Genomic DNA, 16742 nt, shown 5'->3' on the forward strand with positions numbered 1-16742 from the left:
CACGGGGCGCATTTTTTGTTTGGGGCTCACACGAATCTCAAAGCCAATGAAGCTCCCACATTTGGATCTCCAGTGGATTTTGAATATCGATTATTCCAGGTTCCGGGCCGAGTTACTCAACGCTCTCGAACATTGCAACAACGCCGGCGCCAACTGTTTCTCTGCATCCGCCCGAGTCCAGCGGCTGGTGGGCGCGACCACATGCACCGCCGCCACCGGTCGGCCATTGGCACCCAGCACGGGCGCGCCGATGGTCATGTCACCCAGGAACAGCTCCTGGCCATTCACCGCATACCCCTGCTCGCGCACCTGTTGCAACGATTCCAGAATCTGCTCGACGTCCGTCAGCGTCTGGCTGGTGTGGGCAATACGTTGGCTGTGCTCGATCAACACCAGCGCCTCTTCCTGCGGCAGCGCGCTCAGATACGCACGCCCCGACGCCGTGCAATACATCGGCACCCGCGAGCCGATCGGCATGTGCACCGGCACAAACCCCGAGCTGACGAATCGCGCGATATAGGTCATGTCGTAGCCCGCAGGCTCAGTGAGGCACGAGGTTTCGCCGGTCAGCCGGGTCAGTTCCGACAGAAACGGGTTGGCCACTTCAATCAACGAATGCGCATCCAGGTAGCTGAAGCCCAGCTCCAGAACCCGTGGGGTGAGTTGGTAATGCCGTGTGCGCGAGTGTTTCCGAAGGTAACCCAGGCTTTCGAGGGTAAACACCATGCGCTGGGCCGAACTTTTGGTCATGCCGGCCGCCTCCGCCACCTCTGCAAGGCTCATGCTGCGGCGCTGTGCGCTGAATGCCTTGAGCACCGACAGGCCTTTTTCCAGGGATTGGTTGTGCAAACTGTTGCGTTCTTCAGACATGGCGGACTCGCGGCGTAGGTGGCTCAGGCGTGGCGATATTTCTACCGCAAATTACAAAAATAGACCACTAAATATCGCATATCGATACGAACAGTTCATTTTGTCGATTTTATAAAGCGCTATACGATTTTTAACAATCGAAATGGCACAGAGCTTGCGTTTTCATCGGCAGCCGCTTGCGGTACTGACTTTCCGTTTTCCTTCTGGAGTAACCCGATGAACAGTCTTTCGCCCTTGTTTCGCCGCCTCGCCTTCGGTCTCTGTGCCGCCCTGTGTGTCACCGCCGTGCACGCAGAAAGTGCGTCCTCGTACAAAGTCGGTGCAACGGCCAGTGGTTCGCCGTTCACCTTCCTCGACATCAAGAGCAACAGCATTCAGGGGGTGATGGTCGACGTGGCCGAGGCCGTGGGCAAGGCCGGTGGATTTACCAGCCAGATCGAGCAGACCAACTTCGCCGCGCTGATTCCCTCCCTCACCTCCGGCAAGCTGGACTTCATTTCGGCCGGCATGCTCAAGACCGAGGAGCGCACCAAGGTCGTCGATTTCAGCGCCCCGGTGTATGCCTACGGTGAAGGCCTGATCATCAACGCCGACGACAACGCCAGCTACCCCGACCTGACGCCCCTCAAAGACCAAGTGGTCGGCGTGCAGGCCGGCACGATCTTTTATGACCAACTGAACAAGCTCGGCATCTTCAAGGAAATCCGCACCTACGACTCCATCGGCGAGATGGTTCGCGACCTGTCCCTGGGCCGCATTAAAGCCGCCGTGGGCGACCAGCCGGTGGTGGCGTACCAGATCCGTCAGAAGCTGTTCAAAGGCGTGAAACTGGCCGCCGATTACAAGCCCACCAACGTCGGCGAAGTGTGCCTGGTGGTGCGCAAGGGCGACACGCAAACCCTGGAACGCCTGAACAGCGCCATCGCCAGCATCAAGGCCGACGGCACCCTGGACAGCATCCTCAAGAAGTGGGGACTTGATACCCAGGTGCGCCCATGAACCCGGCTGAGTTCCTGCAAAACGCCCAGGATTTCCTGCCGATCCTGCTGCAAGGCGCCTGGGTGACGATCCAGATCACCGTGCTGTCGTTCCTGCTCAGCAGTGCCATCGGCCTGGTGCTGGCGTTGCTCAAGCTGTCGCCGATCCGTGCGCTGTCATGGACGGCCAGCACCATCATCAACGTGATCCGTGGCCTGCCGATCATCGTGCAGCTGTTCTACATCTACTTCGTGCTGCCGGACATGGGCGTGCACCTCACCGCGTTCTATGCCGGTGTGATCGGCATGGGCATCGCCTACTCGGCGTACCAGGCCGAGAACTTCCGCACCGGCATCATTGCCGTGGAACAGGGCCAGCGTGAAGCCGCCGAAGCCCTGGGCATGCGCTCGGTGCTGATGATGCGCCGGGTGATCCTGCCCCAAGCGTTTCGCATCGCCTTGCCGCCCTATGGCAACACGCTGGTGATGATGCTCAAGGACTCGTCCCTGGTGTCCACCATCACCGTGGCGGAGATGACCCGCCAGGGCCAACTGATCGCCTCGTCGACCTTCCAGAACATGACCGTCTACACCCTGGTCGCCCTGCTCTACCTGCTGATGAGCCTGCCGCTGGTGTATGGCCTGCGCCGCATGGAACAGCACCTGGGCCGGAGGAAAAAAGCATGATCGAGATTCGCCAACTGCAAAAACACTACGGCAGCCACCGCGTGCTGCACGGCGTCGACCTGGACGTGGCCAAGGGCGAAGTGGTGTGCCTGATCGGGCCGTCGGGTTCGGGCAAGTCCACCCTGCTGCGCTGCATCAATGCGCTGGAAGCCTATGACGGCGGGCACATCAACGTGTTCGGCGAAACCGTGCAGCGCGGCAGCAAGACCGTGCACGCCCTGCGCAGCCGCATGGGCATGGTGTTCCAGCGCTTCAACCTGTTCCCCCACCGCACCGTGCTGGAAAACGTCATGGAAGGCCCGGTGTACGTCAAAGGTGAACCCGTACAGCAGGCCCGCGAAGAAGCCCTGGTGCTGCTGGAAAAAGTCGGCCTGAGCGCCAAGGCCGATGCCTACCCGGAACAACTCTCCGGTGGCCAGCAACAACGCGTGGCCATCGCCCGCGCCCTGGCGATGAAACCCGAAGCCATGCTGTTCGACGAACCCACCTCGGCCCTCGACCCTGAGCTGGTGGGCGACGTGCTGGCGGTGATGCGCACCCTCGCCGACGAAGGCATGACCATGATCGTGGTCACCCACGAAATGGGCTTTGCCCGGGAAGTGGCCGACCGCGTGTGCTTCCTGCACGGCGGCTACATCGTCGAAAGCGGCCCGGCCGAGCAAGTGCTGGGCAACCCGCAGCAACCGCGCACCCAGGACTTCCTGCGCCGCGTGCTGCACCCCACCGGCGATACGCGGAGCCTGTCATGAAGTCATTGTGGTCAGCGACCGCTCCGGCGGCCGTGCCAACCCCGGCGCTGGGTGAGTCGGTAAAGGTCGATGTGGCAATTGTCGGTGCCGGCTATACCGGCCTGTCCACCGCCCTGCACTTGGCCGAACGTGGCGTGAGTGTGTGCGTGCTGGAAGCCAACGAGCCGGGCTGGGGCGCTTCCGGGCGCAATGGTGGGCAGGTCAACCCGACGCTCAAATACGACCCGGAACAGCTGGTGCAGATGTACGGGCCAGAGCGTGCCGAACCGTTGATTTCCACCGTGTCGAATTCGGCCGACCTGGTGTTCAGGTTGATCGAAAAACACCGCATCGATTGCGCCCCAGTACGCAAGGGTTGGATGCAGGTGTCGTACACCGAAAAAGGCGTGGCCGGGTTGCACGCACGGGCCGAGCAATGGGCGCGGCGTGGCGTGCCGGTGCAGGCCTTGAACGCCACAGCAGTGGCTTCGCGCATGGGCAGCGAGGCCTTTGCCGGTGGTTGGCTCGATGGCCGCGCCGGGGCGATTCAACCCTTGGCCTACGCGCGCGGCCTGGTGGGCGCGGCGTTGGCGGCGGGTGTGCGGATTCATGGGCAAAGTGCGGTGACGGGCTTGCAGCGCCAGGGTTCTGGCTGGCAATTGCAGACGGCTGGCGGTGCCCAGGTCACGGCGGATCGCGTGGTGCTGGCCACCAACGGCTACAGCGGCAACCTGTGGCCGGGCATGGCCCAGAGCATCCTGGCGGCCAACAGTTTTATCGTCGCCACCAAGCCGTTGAGCGGGCGCGCGGCCGAGAGCATTTTGCCGGGGCAGGAAACGGTGTCCACTGCGCAGCGGCTGTTGCTGTATTTCCGCAAGGACAGCCACGGCCGCTTGCTGATGGGCGGGCGTGGGTTGTTCAACGACCCCACTGATCCCACGGATTTTGCTCACCTTGAGCGCTCATTGGCGTTGCTGTTTCCGCAGTTGGGGCCATTGGAATTCGAGTACCGCTGGGCCGGGCGGATCGCGATCACACGGGACTTCATGCCCCACGTTCACGAACCGGCGCCGGGGCTCACGTTGGCGTTGGGGTGTAATGGCCGAGGCATCGCGTTGTGTACCAGCCTGGGGCAGCAATTGGCCGGGCGTTTGTGTGACAACAGCGCGGAGTTTGCCTACCCGGTCACGCCGTTGCAGCGTTTGCCGATGCATGGGTTGCAGCGCTTCTACATCGGCGCGGGGGTGGCGTGGTACAGCCTGCTGGATCGGCTTAATGTGAGCTGATCCTGGCTCATCATTTCGTCACAAACCTGGCGTAGGCTCGCGGCCTTCAGATCTCAAGGATGAGACCCCTTTTATCGTGGTGGGCTTGCTTCGCGCCAGCGCAATGGGCCCGCCACGGCATTTATCGAACAAACGGCGGTGCCTGTGGCTGATGCTGGATGTGTTCGTGAAGCCACGCAAAACCCAGGCTTGATCGATCAGCACGGTTCGGTGACTACACACCCAGGTGCATCAACGCCGCTAATGCATCTGTGATCAACGCCTTAAGAACGGGCGTTGATTTGGCCTGCATGCGATCACTCACTTCTTGCTGCTTGGCGCTCACTTTGCTGGCGTACTTCGAGGCCCGCCCCTCGGCGGCGAGGGACGCCATCTCCTCATCGGTAAACGATTGCTGGTAAGCCTCAGCCAGGTTCAAATCCCACAATGGCTGGTACTTAGGCAACAATTGCGTGATTTGCTCATCGAGCGCCTTCCCGGCATCGGCCGGCCCGATCTTTTCGGCAACCATCCCGTAGGTCACCGTCGTCTTCGCCAAGACTTGTGCAAACTGCGGCAGGTTCTTGCCCAGGTGCTGTTTGGCGACAAAATCACGGGCGGCGGGTGACACCGGTATATCGGCAGATGCGATGCTGGCGAGCGCCAGCAGCAATAGAAAGGCGAAGGCAGTAGAAGTCCGTTTCATGGTGCATATCCTTGGGGGTAGCCCTCAGCGTAGCCGCGCAAAGTGGCAGTTTGATGTCGTGCGCGAAATAGCTCGCTCCCACGCTCTGCGTGGGAACGATCTCATCTCAAAACACCGACCATCCAATCCGCTCACTCAACAACTCCAACGCCTTCATCCCCGCCAGCGAGTTCCCCGCCGTATTCAGCTCCGGCGACCACACGCACACCGTAAATTGCCCCGGCACCACCGCAACAATCCCGCCGCCCACGCCGCTCTTGCCCGGCAACCCCACGCGGTAGGCAAAGTTGCCCGCTTCGTCATACAGCCCGCTGGTGGCCATGATCGAGTTGACTTGCTTGGTCTGGCGCGCGGTGAGGATCTGCTCGCCGCTGTGGGCGCTCACGCCTTCGTTGGCCAGGAAGCTGAATGCGCGGGCCAGGTCCAGGCAGCTCATTTGCAGGGCGCAGTAGTTGAAGTAGCTGTGCAGCACGGCGTCCACGTCGTTGTGGAAGTTGCCGAAGGATTTCATCAGGTAGGCCATGGCGGCGTTGCGCGCGCCGTGCTGGGCTTCGGAGTCGGCGACCACGCTGTTGACCAGGATCTGCGGGTTGCCCGACAGGCGCCGCACGAAATCGCGCATCGACAGAATCGGCACGGCAAAACGTGATTGGTTGATGTCGCAGATCACCAGCGCACCCGCATTGATAAAGGGGTTGCGCGGCCGGCCGCGCTCGAACTCCAGCTGCACCAGGGAGTTGAACGGCTGCCCGGAAGGCTCGTGGCCCAGGCGTTCCCAGATGGTTTCGCCGCCATGGTCGATGGCCTGCACCAGGCTGAACACTTTGGAGATGCTCTGCACCGAGAACAAGGTGTCGGCATCGCCAGCGCAATAGGCCGAGCCGTCGTTGCCGTACACGGCGATACCGAGCTGGTTGGCGGGCACATCGGCGAGTGCGGGGATGTAGTCGGCGACTTTGCCGAGGCCGATCAGGGGGCGCACTTCGTCGAGGATCGACGAAAGCATTGCCTGCATGTCTTGTCCTGTCATCTGTCTTTGAATCGGTGATAAGCGGGGCGCGGAGGATACCTGAAGCGAGTGCTAAGATGCGCGCCACCTCTGCACTCAGGACCTCCCGAATGAAACTGCCACTCGCCCTTGCCTCCCTGCTGCTGATATCCGCCTGCACCGCTACGCCACCAGTTGCGCCACCCGCTCAGGATTCCGCAGCCTCTACCTGCCTGGCCGGTGGCGGCAGCATGAAGCAAGTCGGCAAATTGCAGACCTGGAAGTGCATCACGCCGTACAAGGACGCAGGCAAGGCCTGTACCGATTCGAGTCAGTGCGAAGGCGAGTGCCAGACCAGCGTCACCACCCAGTCGAACAAAGGCCCAGTGACCGGCGCATGCCAGGTGGACAATAGCCACTTCGGCTGCTCGGCAACCGTGGAGAAAGGCAAGCTGGGCCGTGCGATTTGCGTGGACTGACCCACCACAACCTGAAGGAGCCGGCTTGCCGGCGCCTACAGAGCGCGTGTGGTGTTATTTAGAAATGCGCCACATCCGACACCCGCTCATCCAGTACATCCCGCGCCAGCGCCCAGGCGCGGTCCTGGGACTCCACCACCAGCAGCGGGTAGCCCCAGGCCTTGCCGAAGGTCACGGCAAACGGCTTGAGGGCCAGGCGCTTGGCCGCACTGGGCTCCACCTGGATCATGCCTTTGACGTAGGCCCGCAGCGCCTGCTTGTTTTTCTTCATCCAGATCGACGCGTGCTTGCGCTCTTCGTGGGAGTGTTCGTGATTGCTTTCATCCACGGCTTTTTCATGCAGCAGCACAAAGGCTTGCTGACGGGCCAGGAGGCCTTCGAAGACCAGGAAAGCGTCAGCCGGGCCGCCTTCGTTGGGAGCGTCGAAAACGATTTTCACCACCGGGAATGTTGTGCTGTCGAGTCGCATGGCAGAGCTCCTTGTTGAGAATGGATCTCACTATAGCGATCGACCTACTGGACGGCATTGCACAGAATAGCCAGACTGTTTCGCAATTCAGCCAAGCTGTGATGCCCGCCATGAAACACCACCGTCTTGAAATGCATGACCGCTCAATGGTCAAGGATGCGGATCAATTTCCCCGCGCCGTGGTGGCCGTGGGCGCCACCAGCACGTCGGATGCCTGGGAGCATGCGCAGCACGCCCACCGCAAGGGCCAGCTGCTGTACACCCTGCGCGGGGTCATCCATTGCGAGATCGAAGCGGGCATCTGGATCGTGCCGCCGCAGTGCGCGCTGTGGATTCCCGGCGGCGTCTCCCATGCGGCCCGCGGCTCGGGCGAAGCCGAAGTCTATTGCCTGCTGATCGACCCCGACGCCGCCTGCGCCCTGCCCCCGCAATGCTGCACCCTGGCGGTGTCAGGCTTGCTGCATGAGCTGATCAGCAAGGCCGTGAGTTTTCCGCTGCTGTATGACGAGGACGGTGCCCAGGGCCGTTTGATCAACACGCTGCTGGATGAATTGGCGGCCGCGCCCATCGAGGCCCTGCACCTGCCCATGCCCCAGGACCCGCGTTTGCGTCGCCTGGCCGACAGCCTGCTGGCCGAGCCCGCCGACAAGGCCACGCTCAGCCAATGGGCGGTGCGCATCGGCATGAGTGAACGCAGCATGACGCGCCTGTTGCTGGAGGAACTGGGCCTGAGTTTTGGCCGCTGGCGCCGGCAGTTGCACGTGATCCTCTCGTTGCAACGCCTGGCCAAGGGCCAGAGCGTGCAGACGGTGGCGCTGGACCTCGGCTATGAGAACGCCAGCGGCTTTATCACTATGTTCCGCAAGGCCGTCGGACAACCGCCAGCGCGTTACCTGGCAGACCGTGCCGGGGCCCTGAACGCGCCGTCCCCCGCGACCATTGCACTAAAGGAGGCAAAAGGCTAGCTACGTTGCACTGCAATCGGGTGATTTAAGACCCGAATCGGGTAGTGCGGAAAATGAGAACCCGTATCATTTGCGCCATTCTCCTTCAGGCGTGGACACCATGGAACGCTCTTCCCTCTCCCAAGCCGTACGCTGTGCCTTGTTTTTGTCTTGCACCCTGCCGCTGATGCAATCGGCGATGGCCGCCGATGTAACCGTCGATGAGCTGGATGCCACGGTTATCACGGCGACCAAGCAGGACACGCCGCAGTTCAAGACCACCAACAGCGTCAGCGTGGTCAAGGGCGAAAAAATCGAGGACAGCCACCTCGACACCCTTGGCGAAGTGGCCCAGCGCCAACCCAACCTGTACTTCAGCACGTTCACCCAGCACACGCCGTCGCTGACCATTCGTGGCCTGGGTTTTTCCGATGATGAAGGCGATAGCATCAGCAACAGCGTGTACATCGACGGCGTGCCCATGAATGGCCTGGTGCTCGGCCAGCTGTACGACATCGACCAAGTGGAAATCCTGCGCGGCCCGCAAAACACCCTGTACGGGCAAAACAGCATGGGCGGCCTGGTGGCCCTGCGCACCCGAGACCCGGAGTTCACCGCGGGTGGCAAGGTCAAGCTCGAATACGGCACCCACAACCAGCAGCGCGCCGAAGTCACCGGCAACCTGCCTCTCACTGAAAACACCGCCGTACGGGTGACCGTCGGCGGCGAAAAGAACGATGGCATGATCGCCAACCCCACCCTTGGCCGCCACGACACAGCCGGCTGGGACAGCGGTTTCGGCCGTATCAAGTTGCTGCACCTGGACGACGACGGCGGCGAGTGGCGCTTCGGCTTGCACCACATGAACACCCGTGGCGACAACGACTATTTCGCCACCCGCGACCTGGCGAAAAAGTACCAGTCCAACGCCACCGACGCCGGCACCAACAACACCGAATACACCTTGTTCACCGGCGAATACCGCAAGCGCTTTGCCGATGACACGCAACTGGTGGTCAACGTCGGCGCCAACCAGACCGAGTGGGATTACTGGTTGCCCAAATCGATCTTTGGCGGCACTGCCGGCTACGACATGAAGACCCGCCAGTACACCGGCGAAGCCCGTCTCAATGGCCAGAACGGCAACATCGATTGGCTGGTGGGCGGCTTCCTGTCCCATGTGCGCCGCGACGCACCCTACACCTTCGACCTCAGCCCGTCTTTCCTCAGCGCCACCAAGGCCAAGGTCGAGGGTGACACCGTGGCCACCTTCGGCGAGCTGGGCTGGCGCTTCCAGCCGCAATGGCGCGCCGCCGTCGGCCTGCGGGTGGAACACAACCGTCGCACCATGGACTGGAGCAGCACCCAGGGCGGCATGTTCGACAGCGATGGCGACGGCGTGCCCGACACCAGCTTCGCCAGCCTGGAATCGTTCAACGACCGCAAGGTCAGTGAAACCGTGGCCCTGCCGCGTTTCAGCCTGGAGTTCAGCCCCAACGACCAGCACTTCACCTACCTGGTGCTGGCGCGCGGCTACAAGGCGTCCGGCTTCAATACCTATTCCACCACCGCCAGCGCGGCTGGCGATGCCTACCACCCGGAATACGGCAGCTACGCCGAGTTGGGCTACCGCTACCGCGCGCCGAGCAAGGTGTGGGAAGTCGGCGCCGACGTGTTCTACACCCGCCTGCGCGATCAGCAGGTAATCGTCGAGGACGGCGGCGGCCAGACCTCCACCAGCAACGCCGGCAAGTCCCATAACAAAGGCCTGGAGCTGACCGCCACGGTGCGTCCGGTGGAGTCGGTGCAGGTCAATGCCTATGCTGCGTTGCTTGAGGCGCAGTTCGACGACTACACCCGTGGCGCGGTGGACTATTCCGGCAAGCAGTTCCCGAGTACACCCAAGCACAGCTACGGCGTGTCGATGGACTGGGCGGCCACCGACCACATCACCGTCGGCACCGGCCTGACGCGCCAGGGGCAATCCTATCTGTACCCGAACGCCACGCTGTCCCAGGGCGCCTACACCCTGTGGGACGCCAACATCGATTATCGCCTCAAGCAATGGACCATCGGCCTGTTCGGCAAGAACCTGGGCGACACCACCTACTTCACCCGCGCCATGGCCAACGGCATGGTCATCGCCGGACAGCCGCGTACCCTGGGCGTGCGGGTGGGCATGGAGTTCTGAGACTAACGTTACAACCTTGCAAATGAGAACGATTAGTAATAGCCTGCGATCCATCTTGAAAGCTCGCAGGGATTTCCGGGCAATGCGCTGGCCTCTCCGTAACAGGGGCCCGCGCAGGAACAAGGACACTTGCGAGCCGTCTGCCCCCTGCCCAGGTCTCCTGGGCGGTTGCCTGCGAGGACGACCATGTACCAGCTTCGCGCTTCCACCTTCTTTGACGAAACCGCGCCCCAGGCCGGCCCGCCCGGCTGTCACGTGCGAACCCAGGTGGTCCAACCCGGCCTGGAAGTCTCCCTGGTGACCTTCAACGCCACGGACTCGGTGCGCATCAGCACCATCGACGACAACCCTCACCTGCACTTCAGCTGCATGCTCAACGGCGATATCGACGTGCGCGTCGGCCGCAAAGGCCTGCACCTGGGCAAAGACCAACTGATGACCAGCTTCGCCCCCGCCGAACGCTTCGAGCTGGAATTCGCCCCCGCCCATCGCAACCTCGAACTGCGCATCACGCCCCAGCGCCTCAGCGAACTGGCCGGCGAGGATTACCAGCGGCTGGGCGACAGCATCGAAGGCAACTTCTGCCTGCACACCACCCACGGCAACCAGCGCATCAAGGACGCCGCCCTGCGCCTGGAACGCCTGCTGGGGGATGATTCAGCCTCGCCGCTGCTGGTGCACTCGGCCAGCCTGGAATTCCTCGCCTGGCACCTCAAGGCCTTCAACCCCAAGGACCAGAGCGAGCAGATTTCCCGGCGCGAACAGAAGCAACTGCTGGCCGCCCGCGAACGCCTGCTGATGGACCTCAGCGCCGCGCCCACCATCGAACAACTGGCCCGCGAGACCGGGCTCAACCAGCTCAAGCTCAAGCGTGGGTTCAAGGCCATGTTCGATGTGAGCATCTACGCGCTGTTCCAGCGCGAACGCATGGGCAAGGCGCGCCAGCTGCTGCAGCACCATGGGGTGACCGACACCGCCTCGATGCTCGGCTACAGCAACATCAGCCACTTCAGCGTGGCGTTTCGCAAACAGTACGGCGTACTGCCGCGCGATGCCCGGCGCGGCGCGCTGGAATAAGCCTTACCCCGCCTGCTGCTGCCACAACTCGGCATACAGCCCGCCACGTGCCAGCAACGGCGCGTGGCGGCCGCGCTCGACGATACGCCCCTGGTCCAGCACCAGAATCACATCGGCATGGCGCACCGTGCGCAAACGGTGCGCCACCATGATCAGCGTGCGCCCCTGGGCCAGGCGCGACAACGCGCGCTGGATCTCATACTGCGCCAGCGGGTCGACTGACGCTGTGGCTTCGTCCAGCAGCAAAATCGGCGCGTCCTTGAGCAACGCCCGGGCGATCGACAAACGCTGACGTTCGCCCCCGGACAAACGCTGGCCGTTCTCGCCGATGGGCGTGTCATACCCCTGGGGCAAGCGCTGGATAAACTCATCACAACCGGCCTGGGCACAGGCGTGCCTCACCTGCGCCAGGCTGGCGTCGGGTTTGCCCAAGCGCACGTTGTCGAGCACGCTGGCGTCAAACAGTTGCACGTCCTGGAACACGAAACTGCACGCGGCGTAGAGCTGGTCCAGGCGCATGTCGCGTATGTCTACGCCCCCCAATTCAATGCGCCCCTGCTGCGGGTCGTAAAAGCGCGCCAGCAAGTGCAGCACGCTGCTTTTACCGGCACCAGAAGGCCCGACAATCGCCAGCATCTGCCCTGGCTCCACGGCAAAAGCCACCCCCTGCAACGCCCACTCCGGCTGTTCGGGGTAACGCAGGCTCACGTCACAAAAACGCACGCCATGGCCCTGTGGCGCCACCGGCTGCGAGGGCTCGACAACTGCCGGAATATCCAGCAAGGCCTGCAACCGCGCTTGCGCCTGGGCCAGGCCGCGCAGTTCGCTCAGGTACGCTGCCACATCCAGCAAGGGGTCGAGCAAACGCGGCGCCACCAGCGCGAACAACATCCAGGTCAGCGCCGGCAGTTGCTCGGCATTTGCCAGCAGGCCCGCCACGAGCAACAACAGCACCAGGCTCAAGTCCACGCACAAACGGTACAACTGGATGGCGCTGCCACCCCACACTTCCACGCCCAGGCTGTGACGTTCGATCTCGCCGAACTGCTGGTCCAACCCTTCGCGCCACGCCCCGGCGCGATTGAACAGACGCAAGGTGCGCAGCCCGCCGATAAACTCCACCAGCAGTCCCGCCGCCCGCATAAAGCTGTGCTGCTTGCGCCGACCCGCCGCCAGGAAAAACCCGCTCAAGCGGTTCAACAACACAAACGCCAAGGGCAGCGTCACCAGCAGCGCCGGGGCCAGGCGCCAGTCCACCCACACCAGCACGCCCATAAACAGCAACGGCACCGCCAGCGACGCCAGCAACTCGCCGAGCACGTGGGTGAAAATGGTTTCGATACGCTTGACGTCTTCCGTCAGGCGCTCACCCAGTTGCCCGATCCTCTCTTGGCGAAGCGCGCCCAACGGCAGATGCGCCACATGGTCGAGCAAGTGGCGCCGGTAACCGTGCATCAACTCATAACCGCCGAGAAAACTGTTGAGCTGACCGAAGTGCGAACACACCAACTGCGCCACCAACAGCGCCGCCAAGCCCACGCTCAGCCACACCAGTGAAGGCATCGCGGGTTCAAGCAGCCACACAAACCCGAGAAAGAACGGCGCAATCGCACACGCCCGCTCCAACCCGCGCAAGCCCAAGCCCCACCACAGGCGCGGCGAGCGTGTATCGGCAATGCTCACCACTTGGCGCAGCCCTTCAATCAACCCGTGCATGCTGCGTACTCCCGTCTCGGATGGTCCAGTCTTCGCTGTCGAACTGGTGCTGCCATTGCGTGGCATAAGTGCCGCTGCGCGCGAGCAACTGGGCGTGGGTGCCCGATGCCTGGATCACTCCGCGCTCGAGCAACACGATCTGTTCGGCATCGCAAATGCTGGTCAGGCGATGGGCAATCACCAGCAAGGTCTTGTCCGGCCAGGTGGCGCGCAGGGCCTGGTAAAAGCGCCGCTCCGTGCGGCTGTCGGCAAAGGCAGTGGCCTCGTCCAGCACCAGGATCGGCGTCTGCGCCAGCAGCGCCCGGGCCAGGCCAATGCGCTGGCGCTCGCCCCCGGACAAACGCACGCCACGCTCATCCATCGGCGTGTTCAGCCCCATTGGCAAGGTCCGTACAAAGTCCTCGGCCTGGGCCACGCGCAGGGCGCTGTCGATCTGTTCGAGGGTCGCGTCGGGCCGGCCGATGCGCAGGTTATCCAGCAACGTGCCCTGGAAGATGAATGCGTCCTGGGACACCACGCCCACCGTGGCCGCACGGGCCGCTTCACTGAGTGCCGACAGCGGCTCACCGTTCACCCGCACCTGCCCGCTTTCAGCGTCCAGCAACCCACCCAATAACCAGGCCAGGGTACTTTTGCCACTGCCAGAGGGCCCTACCAACGCAGTCATCTGCCCGCCAGGCAAGTGCAGGTCGATGTGCTGCAACACAGGCTGCCGGTCATAGCTGAACGACACCCCTTCAAACATCACTTCCAGCGGCGGGTTCAAGGCTTGATCACGCGCGCCCGCCGGCTGCGGCCACACCAGCAACGGCGCGAACCGACGCACGCCGCCCATGATTTCCTGTACCTGGGAATTGAGCCGCGCCACCCGTAATAACGGCCGCAGCATGCCAGTGCCCAGGATCAACACCAGCACCAACTCGGCCTGGGTCAACTGCCCCGCGCCGTACAACCACAACCCCACGGGGAACAGCACCGCGACGTTGGCCCCCAGCAACACCACGAACACCGACCAACCGGGCACCGTCATGCCGATCATACGGCCGATCAATTGCCGGTAATGGACCAAGGCCTCGCGCATGCGCTTGAACGAACGGGCGTCCTGGCGGAAGGCTTTCATCAACGGTGCACTGCGCAAAAACTCCAGGGTGGCGCCGTCCAGGTCATCCACCGCCCCGGCGTATTGCGCCAGCCGCTCACCCAGTCCGCGCATCATCCAGGCCTGGGCCAGCAGCGCCAACGGCACCGGCAACAAGGCACACAACGCCAGGCGCCAATCGAGCAAGCACAGGGCCATGAATACCCAGATCGGGCTCAACAGTGCCGCCACGCACTCGACGCTGTGGTGGGCGATGAATTGCTCCATGCGCTCCACATCCTGGATCACCCTTTGCTTGAGTTCGCCGCTGCTCAAGCGGCTCAACCACGGCAGCGGCGCCCACGACAAATGCCGCACCAACGCACGCCGGGTGTTGAGCAACACGCGATACGCCGCCACATGGCTCAGGTAATACGCCAGGGTGTACAGCAGGTATTTGCCTAGCAGGGCCGCCGCCATCCAGCCGGCCAGGGTGAACAGGTCAGCCCCCACGCCAGGCCCGCCCTGCACCACGCGGTTCACAGCCTGGGCCAGCAAGAAAAACGGCAGCAACTCCACTGCCGCCGCCAGCACCGCCATGGCCACCGCCAGGCCCAATCGTCGCCCCTGGCCCCGTAGCAGCCAACGCCAGCTCGGCGTTGGCGCGTCGGCCTGTTCAGTTTTCATCGCCATCCCCAGCCTGATTCGAGTGTCCCGGGATGATTGATCAAGTGGCCGGCCGACGGCTCCCCTGATCGGTTCGCACAGGCCCCGGATGGGAATTATTGCTGGCCCGGCGCTGCGCACTTTTGGGCATAAGGTTGTAACCAAAAAATTCGGATCAGGGCCATGACGTTCGGTTTCGGGCAGTCCATTCGTTGAATAAGGAGAATGATTCTCAACAAACCAGCTTTCCAGCGACCCTCACAAGGAGCCCGAACCATGCACCCTCTTCATTGGCGCGACACTCAAGCCCAGCACCTGACCGGAGGCGGCCTGTGGCAACCCCAAAGCCTGAATGAGCACCTGCAAGGCTGGGCACGCGCCTTCGGACCACGCATCGCCCTGATCGAAGGCGAGCAGCAACTGAGCTACCGCGACTTCGAACATCAAGTGTGTTGCCTCGCCGGTGGGCTGGCCGACCTCGGCATCCACAGCGGCGACCGCGTACTGGTGCAACTGCCCAACGGCATCGACTTCGCCCGCACCCTGTTCGCCCTGCTGCGGGTGGGCGCATGGCCGATCCTGGCAATGCCGGCGCACCGCGAACGGGAAATCCAGGCCCTGTGCGAGCTGGCCGAACCCAGTGCCTACATCGTCGCCGAGCGCTTCCTGGGCTTTGATTACCGGCCCATGGCCGAACGCCAATTGGCGCTGTGCCCGTCCCTGAAACAGCTGATCATCGCCGGTGCCGTGGCCACCCAAGGCGTGACCCTAGCCAGCGTCAACGGCGCACTGCGCGAACCGGCGAAGGTAGACCCCCACAGCACCGCGTTGCTTTTGCTGTCCGGCGGTACCACCGGCACCCCCAAACTGATCCCACGCAGCCATGCCGATTACGCCTACAACGCCATGGCGTCTGCGCAACTCTGCGGGTTCGACCAAGACTCGGTGTACCTCGCCGCCCTGCCCATCGCGCATAATTTTCCACTGGCTTGCCCGGGGCTGATCGGTGCCTTGTCCACCGGCGGTCGCGTGGTGTTTTCGCGCACGGCGGGCGCCGATGAAGCCTTCGACCTGATCGCCCGCCACCGCGTGACCCACACCGCCCTGGTACCGCCCCTGGTGAAGCTGTGGTTGCAGGCACGCGAGTGGGACCACAGTGACCTGTCCAGCCTGCGCCTGTTGCAGGTGGGCGGCGCGCGGCTGTCCAGCGACGTCGCCGCACGCGTCACCCCCGCCTTGGGTTGCGCCTTGCAACAGGTGTTCGGCATGGCCGAGGGTTTGCTCTGCTACACCCGCCTGGATGACCCACAATCGGTGGTGCTCAACACCCAGGGCCGGCCCCTGTGCAACGCCGACGACGTGCGCCTGGTGGACGCGAATGGCACACCCGTTGCCCCTGGCGAAGTCGGCGAGCTGATCGTGCGCGGCCCCTACACCATCGCCGGCTATTACCGTGCCGACACCCACAACCGCCAGGTGTTCGACGCCGAAGGCTTCTTCCATTCCGGCGACCTGGCGCGCTGGACCGCCGACGGCAACCTGGTGGTCGAAGGGCGGATCAAGGAACAGATCAACCGCGCCGGGGAAAAAATCGCCGCCGCAGAAATCGAACAACTGCTGCGCGAGCACCCGCTGGTGCAAGACGCCGCCGTCGTCGCCCTCACCGACGAACGCCTGGGCGAACGGGTGTGCGCCTGCGTGATCCTGCACACACCGCAACCCTTTGCCCTGAGCACCCTGCACCAGCATTTCCAGGGCCTCGGCCTGCCGCGCCACAAGTGGCCGGACCAGCTGGAAATCCTGCACAGCTGGCCCCTGACCAGCGTCGGCAAACTCGACAAACGCCAATTGCAGCAACGCTTCCAATGCAAGGCCGAACCGCGCCAGCGTTACCTGGAATG

Annotated in this window: 14 protein-coding genes and 1 pseudogene; 9 read left to right on the forward strand and 6 right to left on the reverse strand. The window is 63.2% G+C overall.

All coding sequences use genetic code 11. The features are described from left to right. Positions 1–90: 90 nt before the first annotated feature. Positions 91–870 (reverse strand): IclR family transcriptional regulator, encoded by a 780-nt coding sequence (locus tag ACVWVP_RS20470; protein ID WP_259174845.1) that lies wholly within the window; start codon positions 868–870, stop codon positions 91–93. Between the two features lie 216 nt (positions 871–1086). Here ACVWVP_RS20470 and ACVWVP_RS20475 point away from each other — a divergent pair, with 216 nt between their 5' ends. Genes ACVWVP_RS20475 through ACVWVP_RS20490 form a run of 4 tightly spaced genes read left to right on the forward strand, consistent with a single transcriptional unit; the run spans position 1087 to position 4548 of the window. Continuing rightward, positions 1087–1869, forward strand: coding sequence for an ABC transporter substrate-binding protein (locus tag ACVWVP_RS20475; RefSeq protein ID WP_178922251.1), 783 nt, complete (start codon positions 1087–1089; stop codon positions 1867–1869). Further along, a complete protein-coding gene (locus ACVWVP_RS20480; protein WP_178922253.1) occupies positions 1866–2534 on the forward strand; it encodes an amino acid ABC transporter permease in 669 nt (222 codons plus the stop codon). The genes ACVWVP_RS20475 and ACVWVP_RS20480 overlap by 4 nt, the downstream gene beginning before the upstream one ends. After that, complete coding sequence (locus tag ACVWVP_RS20485; protein WP_176995635.1) at positions 2531–3283, forward strand: amino acid ABC transporter ATP-binding protein; 753 nt, start codon at positions 2531–2533, stop codon at positions 3281–3283. The genes ACVWVP_RS20480 and ACVWVP_RS20485 overlap by 4 nt, the downstream gene beginning before the upstream one ends. Further along, positions 3280–4548: an NAD(P)/FAD-dependent oxidoreductase gene (locus tag ACVWVP_RS20490; protein WP_457407712.1), complete on the forward strand. Its 1269-nt coding sequence runs from the start codon at positions 3280–3282 to the stop codon at positions 4546–4548. Before ACVWVP_RS20485 ends, ACVWVP_RS20490 begins: the two co-directional genes overlap by 4 nt. A gap of 214 nt (positions 4549–4762) precedes the next feature. Here ACVWVP_RS20490 and ACVWVP_RS20495 read toward each other — a convergent pair whose 3' ends face one another. Then, the gene (locus ACVWVP_RS20495) at positions 4763–5233 is read right to left on the reverse strand and encodes a hypothetical protein (protein WP_457407713.1); all 471 of its coding nucleotides are present in this window, start codon (positions 5231–5233) and stop codon (positions 4763–4765) included. Positions 5234–5339: 106 nt separating this feature from the next. Beyond that, on the reverse strand, positions 5340–6248 hold the full coding sequence (glsB, locus tag ACVWVP_RS20500) for a glutaminase B (protein WP_176995631.1): 909 nt from the start codon (positions 6246–6248) through the stop codon (positions 5340–5342). A gap of 104 nt (positions 6249–6352) precedes the next feature. Here glsB and ACVWVP_RS20505 point away from each other — a divergent pair, with 104 nt between their 5' ends. Next, positions 6353–6700, forward strand: a complete 348-nt coding sequence (locus tag ACVWVP_RS20505) for a hypothetical protein (RefSeq protein WP_178922262.1) — start codon at positions 6353–6355, stop codon at positions 6698–6700. 58 nt (positions 6701–6758) lie between these two features. Here the strand turns inward: ACVWVP_RS20505 and ACVWVP_RS20510 are convergent, their stop codons facing one another. Next, the gene (locus tag ACVWVP_RS20510) at positions 6759–7169 is read right to left on the reverse strand and encodes a hypothetical protein (RefSeq protein WP_457407714.1); all 411 of its coding nucleotides are present in this window, start codon (positions 7167–7169) and stop codon (positions 6759–6761) included. Between the two features lie 110 nt (positions 7170–7279). On the opposite strand from ACVWVP_RS20510, the gene ACVWVP_RS20515 reads away from it, so the two are divergent. The 3 genes from ACVWVP_RS20515 (at position 7280) to ACVWVP_RS20525 (ending at position 11381) form a co-directional block, all read left to right on the forward strand. Beyond that, entirely contained in the window at positions 7280–8134 is an 855-nt protein-coding gene (locus ACVWVP_RS20515) for an AraC family transcriptional regulator (protein WP_259174851.1), read from the forward strand. Between the two features lie 100 nt (positions 8135–8234). Beyond that, complete coding sequence (locus tag ACVWVP_RS20520; RefSeq protein ID WP_457407716.1) at positions 8235–10304, forward strand: TonB-dependent receptor; 2070 nt, start codon at positions 8235–8237, stop codon at positions 10302–10304. A gap of 186 nt (positions 10305–10490) precedes the next feature. Further along, positions 10491–11381, forward strand: coding sequence for a helix-turn-helix transcriptional regulator (locus ACVWVP_RS20525; RefSeq protein WP_178922270.1), 891 nt, complete (start codon positions 10491–10493; stop codon positions 11379–11381). Positions 11382–11384: 3 nt separating this feature from the next. On the opposite strand, the gene ACVWVP_RS20530 is transcribed toward ACVWVP_RS20525, so the two are convergent. Both ACVWVP_RS20530 and ACVWVP_RS20535 read right to left on the reverse strand, forming a co-directional pair. Then, positions 11385–13097 carry an ABC transporter ATP-binding protein gene (locus ACVWVP_RS20530; RefSeq protein ID WP_457407717.1) on the reverse strand — a complete coding sequence of 571 codons (1713 nt, stop codon included), beginning with the start codon at positions 13095–13097 and terminating at the stop codon, positions 11385–11387. Beyond that, positions 13081–14862: an ABC transporter ATP-binding protein gene (locus ACVWVP_RS20535; protein WP_457407718.1), complete on the reverse strand. Its 1782-nt coding sequence runs from the start codon at positions 14860–14862 to the stop codon at positions 13081–13083. The genes ACVWVP_RS20530 and ACVWVP_RS20535 overlap by 17 nt, the downstream gene beginning before the upstream one ends. A gap of 255 nt (positions 14863–15117) precedes the next feature. Here ACVWVP_RS20535 and ACVWVP_RS20540 point away from each other — a divergent pair. Next, a pseudogene (locus ACVWVP_RS20540) lies at positions 15118–16692 on the forward strand ((2,3-dihydroxybenzoyl)adenylate synthase); the annotation flags it as partial. Positions 16693–16742: the final 50 nt, after the last annotated feature.

It is taken from the genome of Pseudomonas sp. TE24901 (assembly GCF_054058375.1).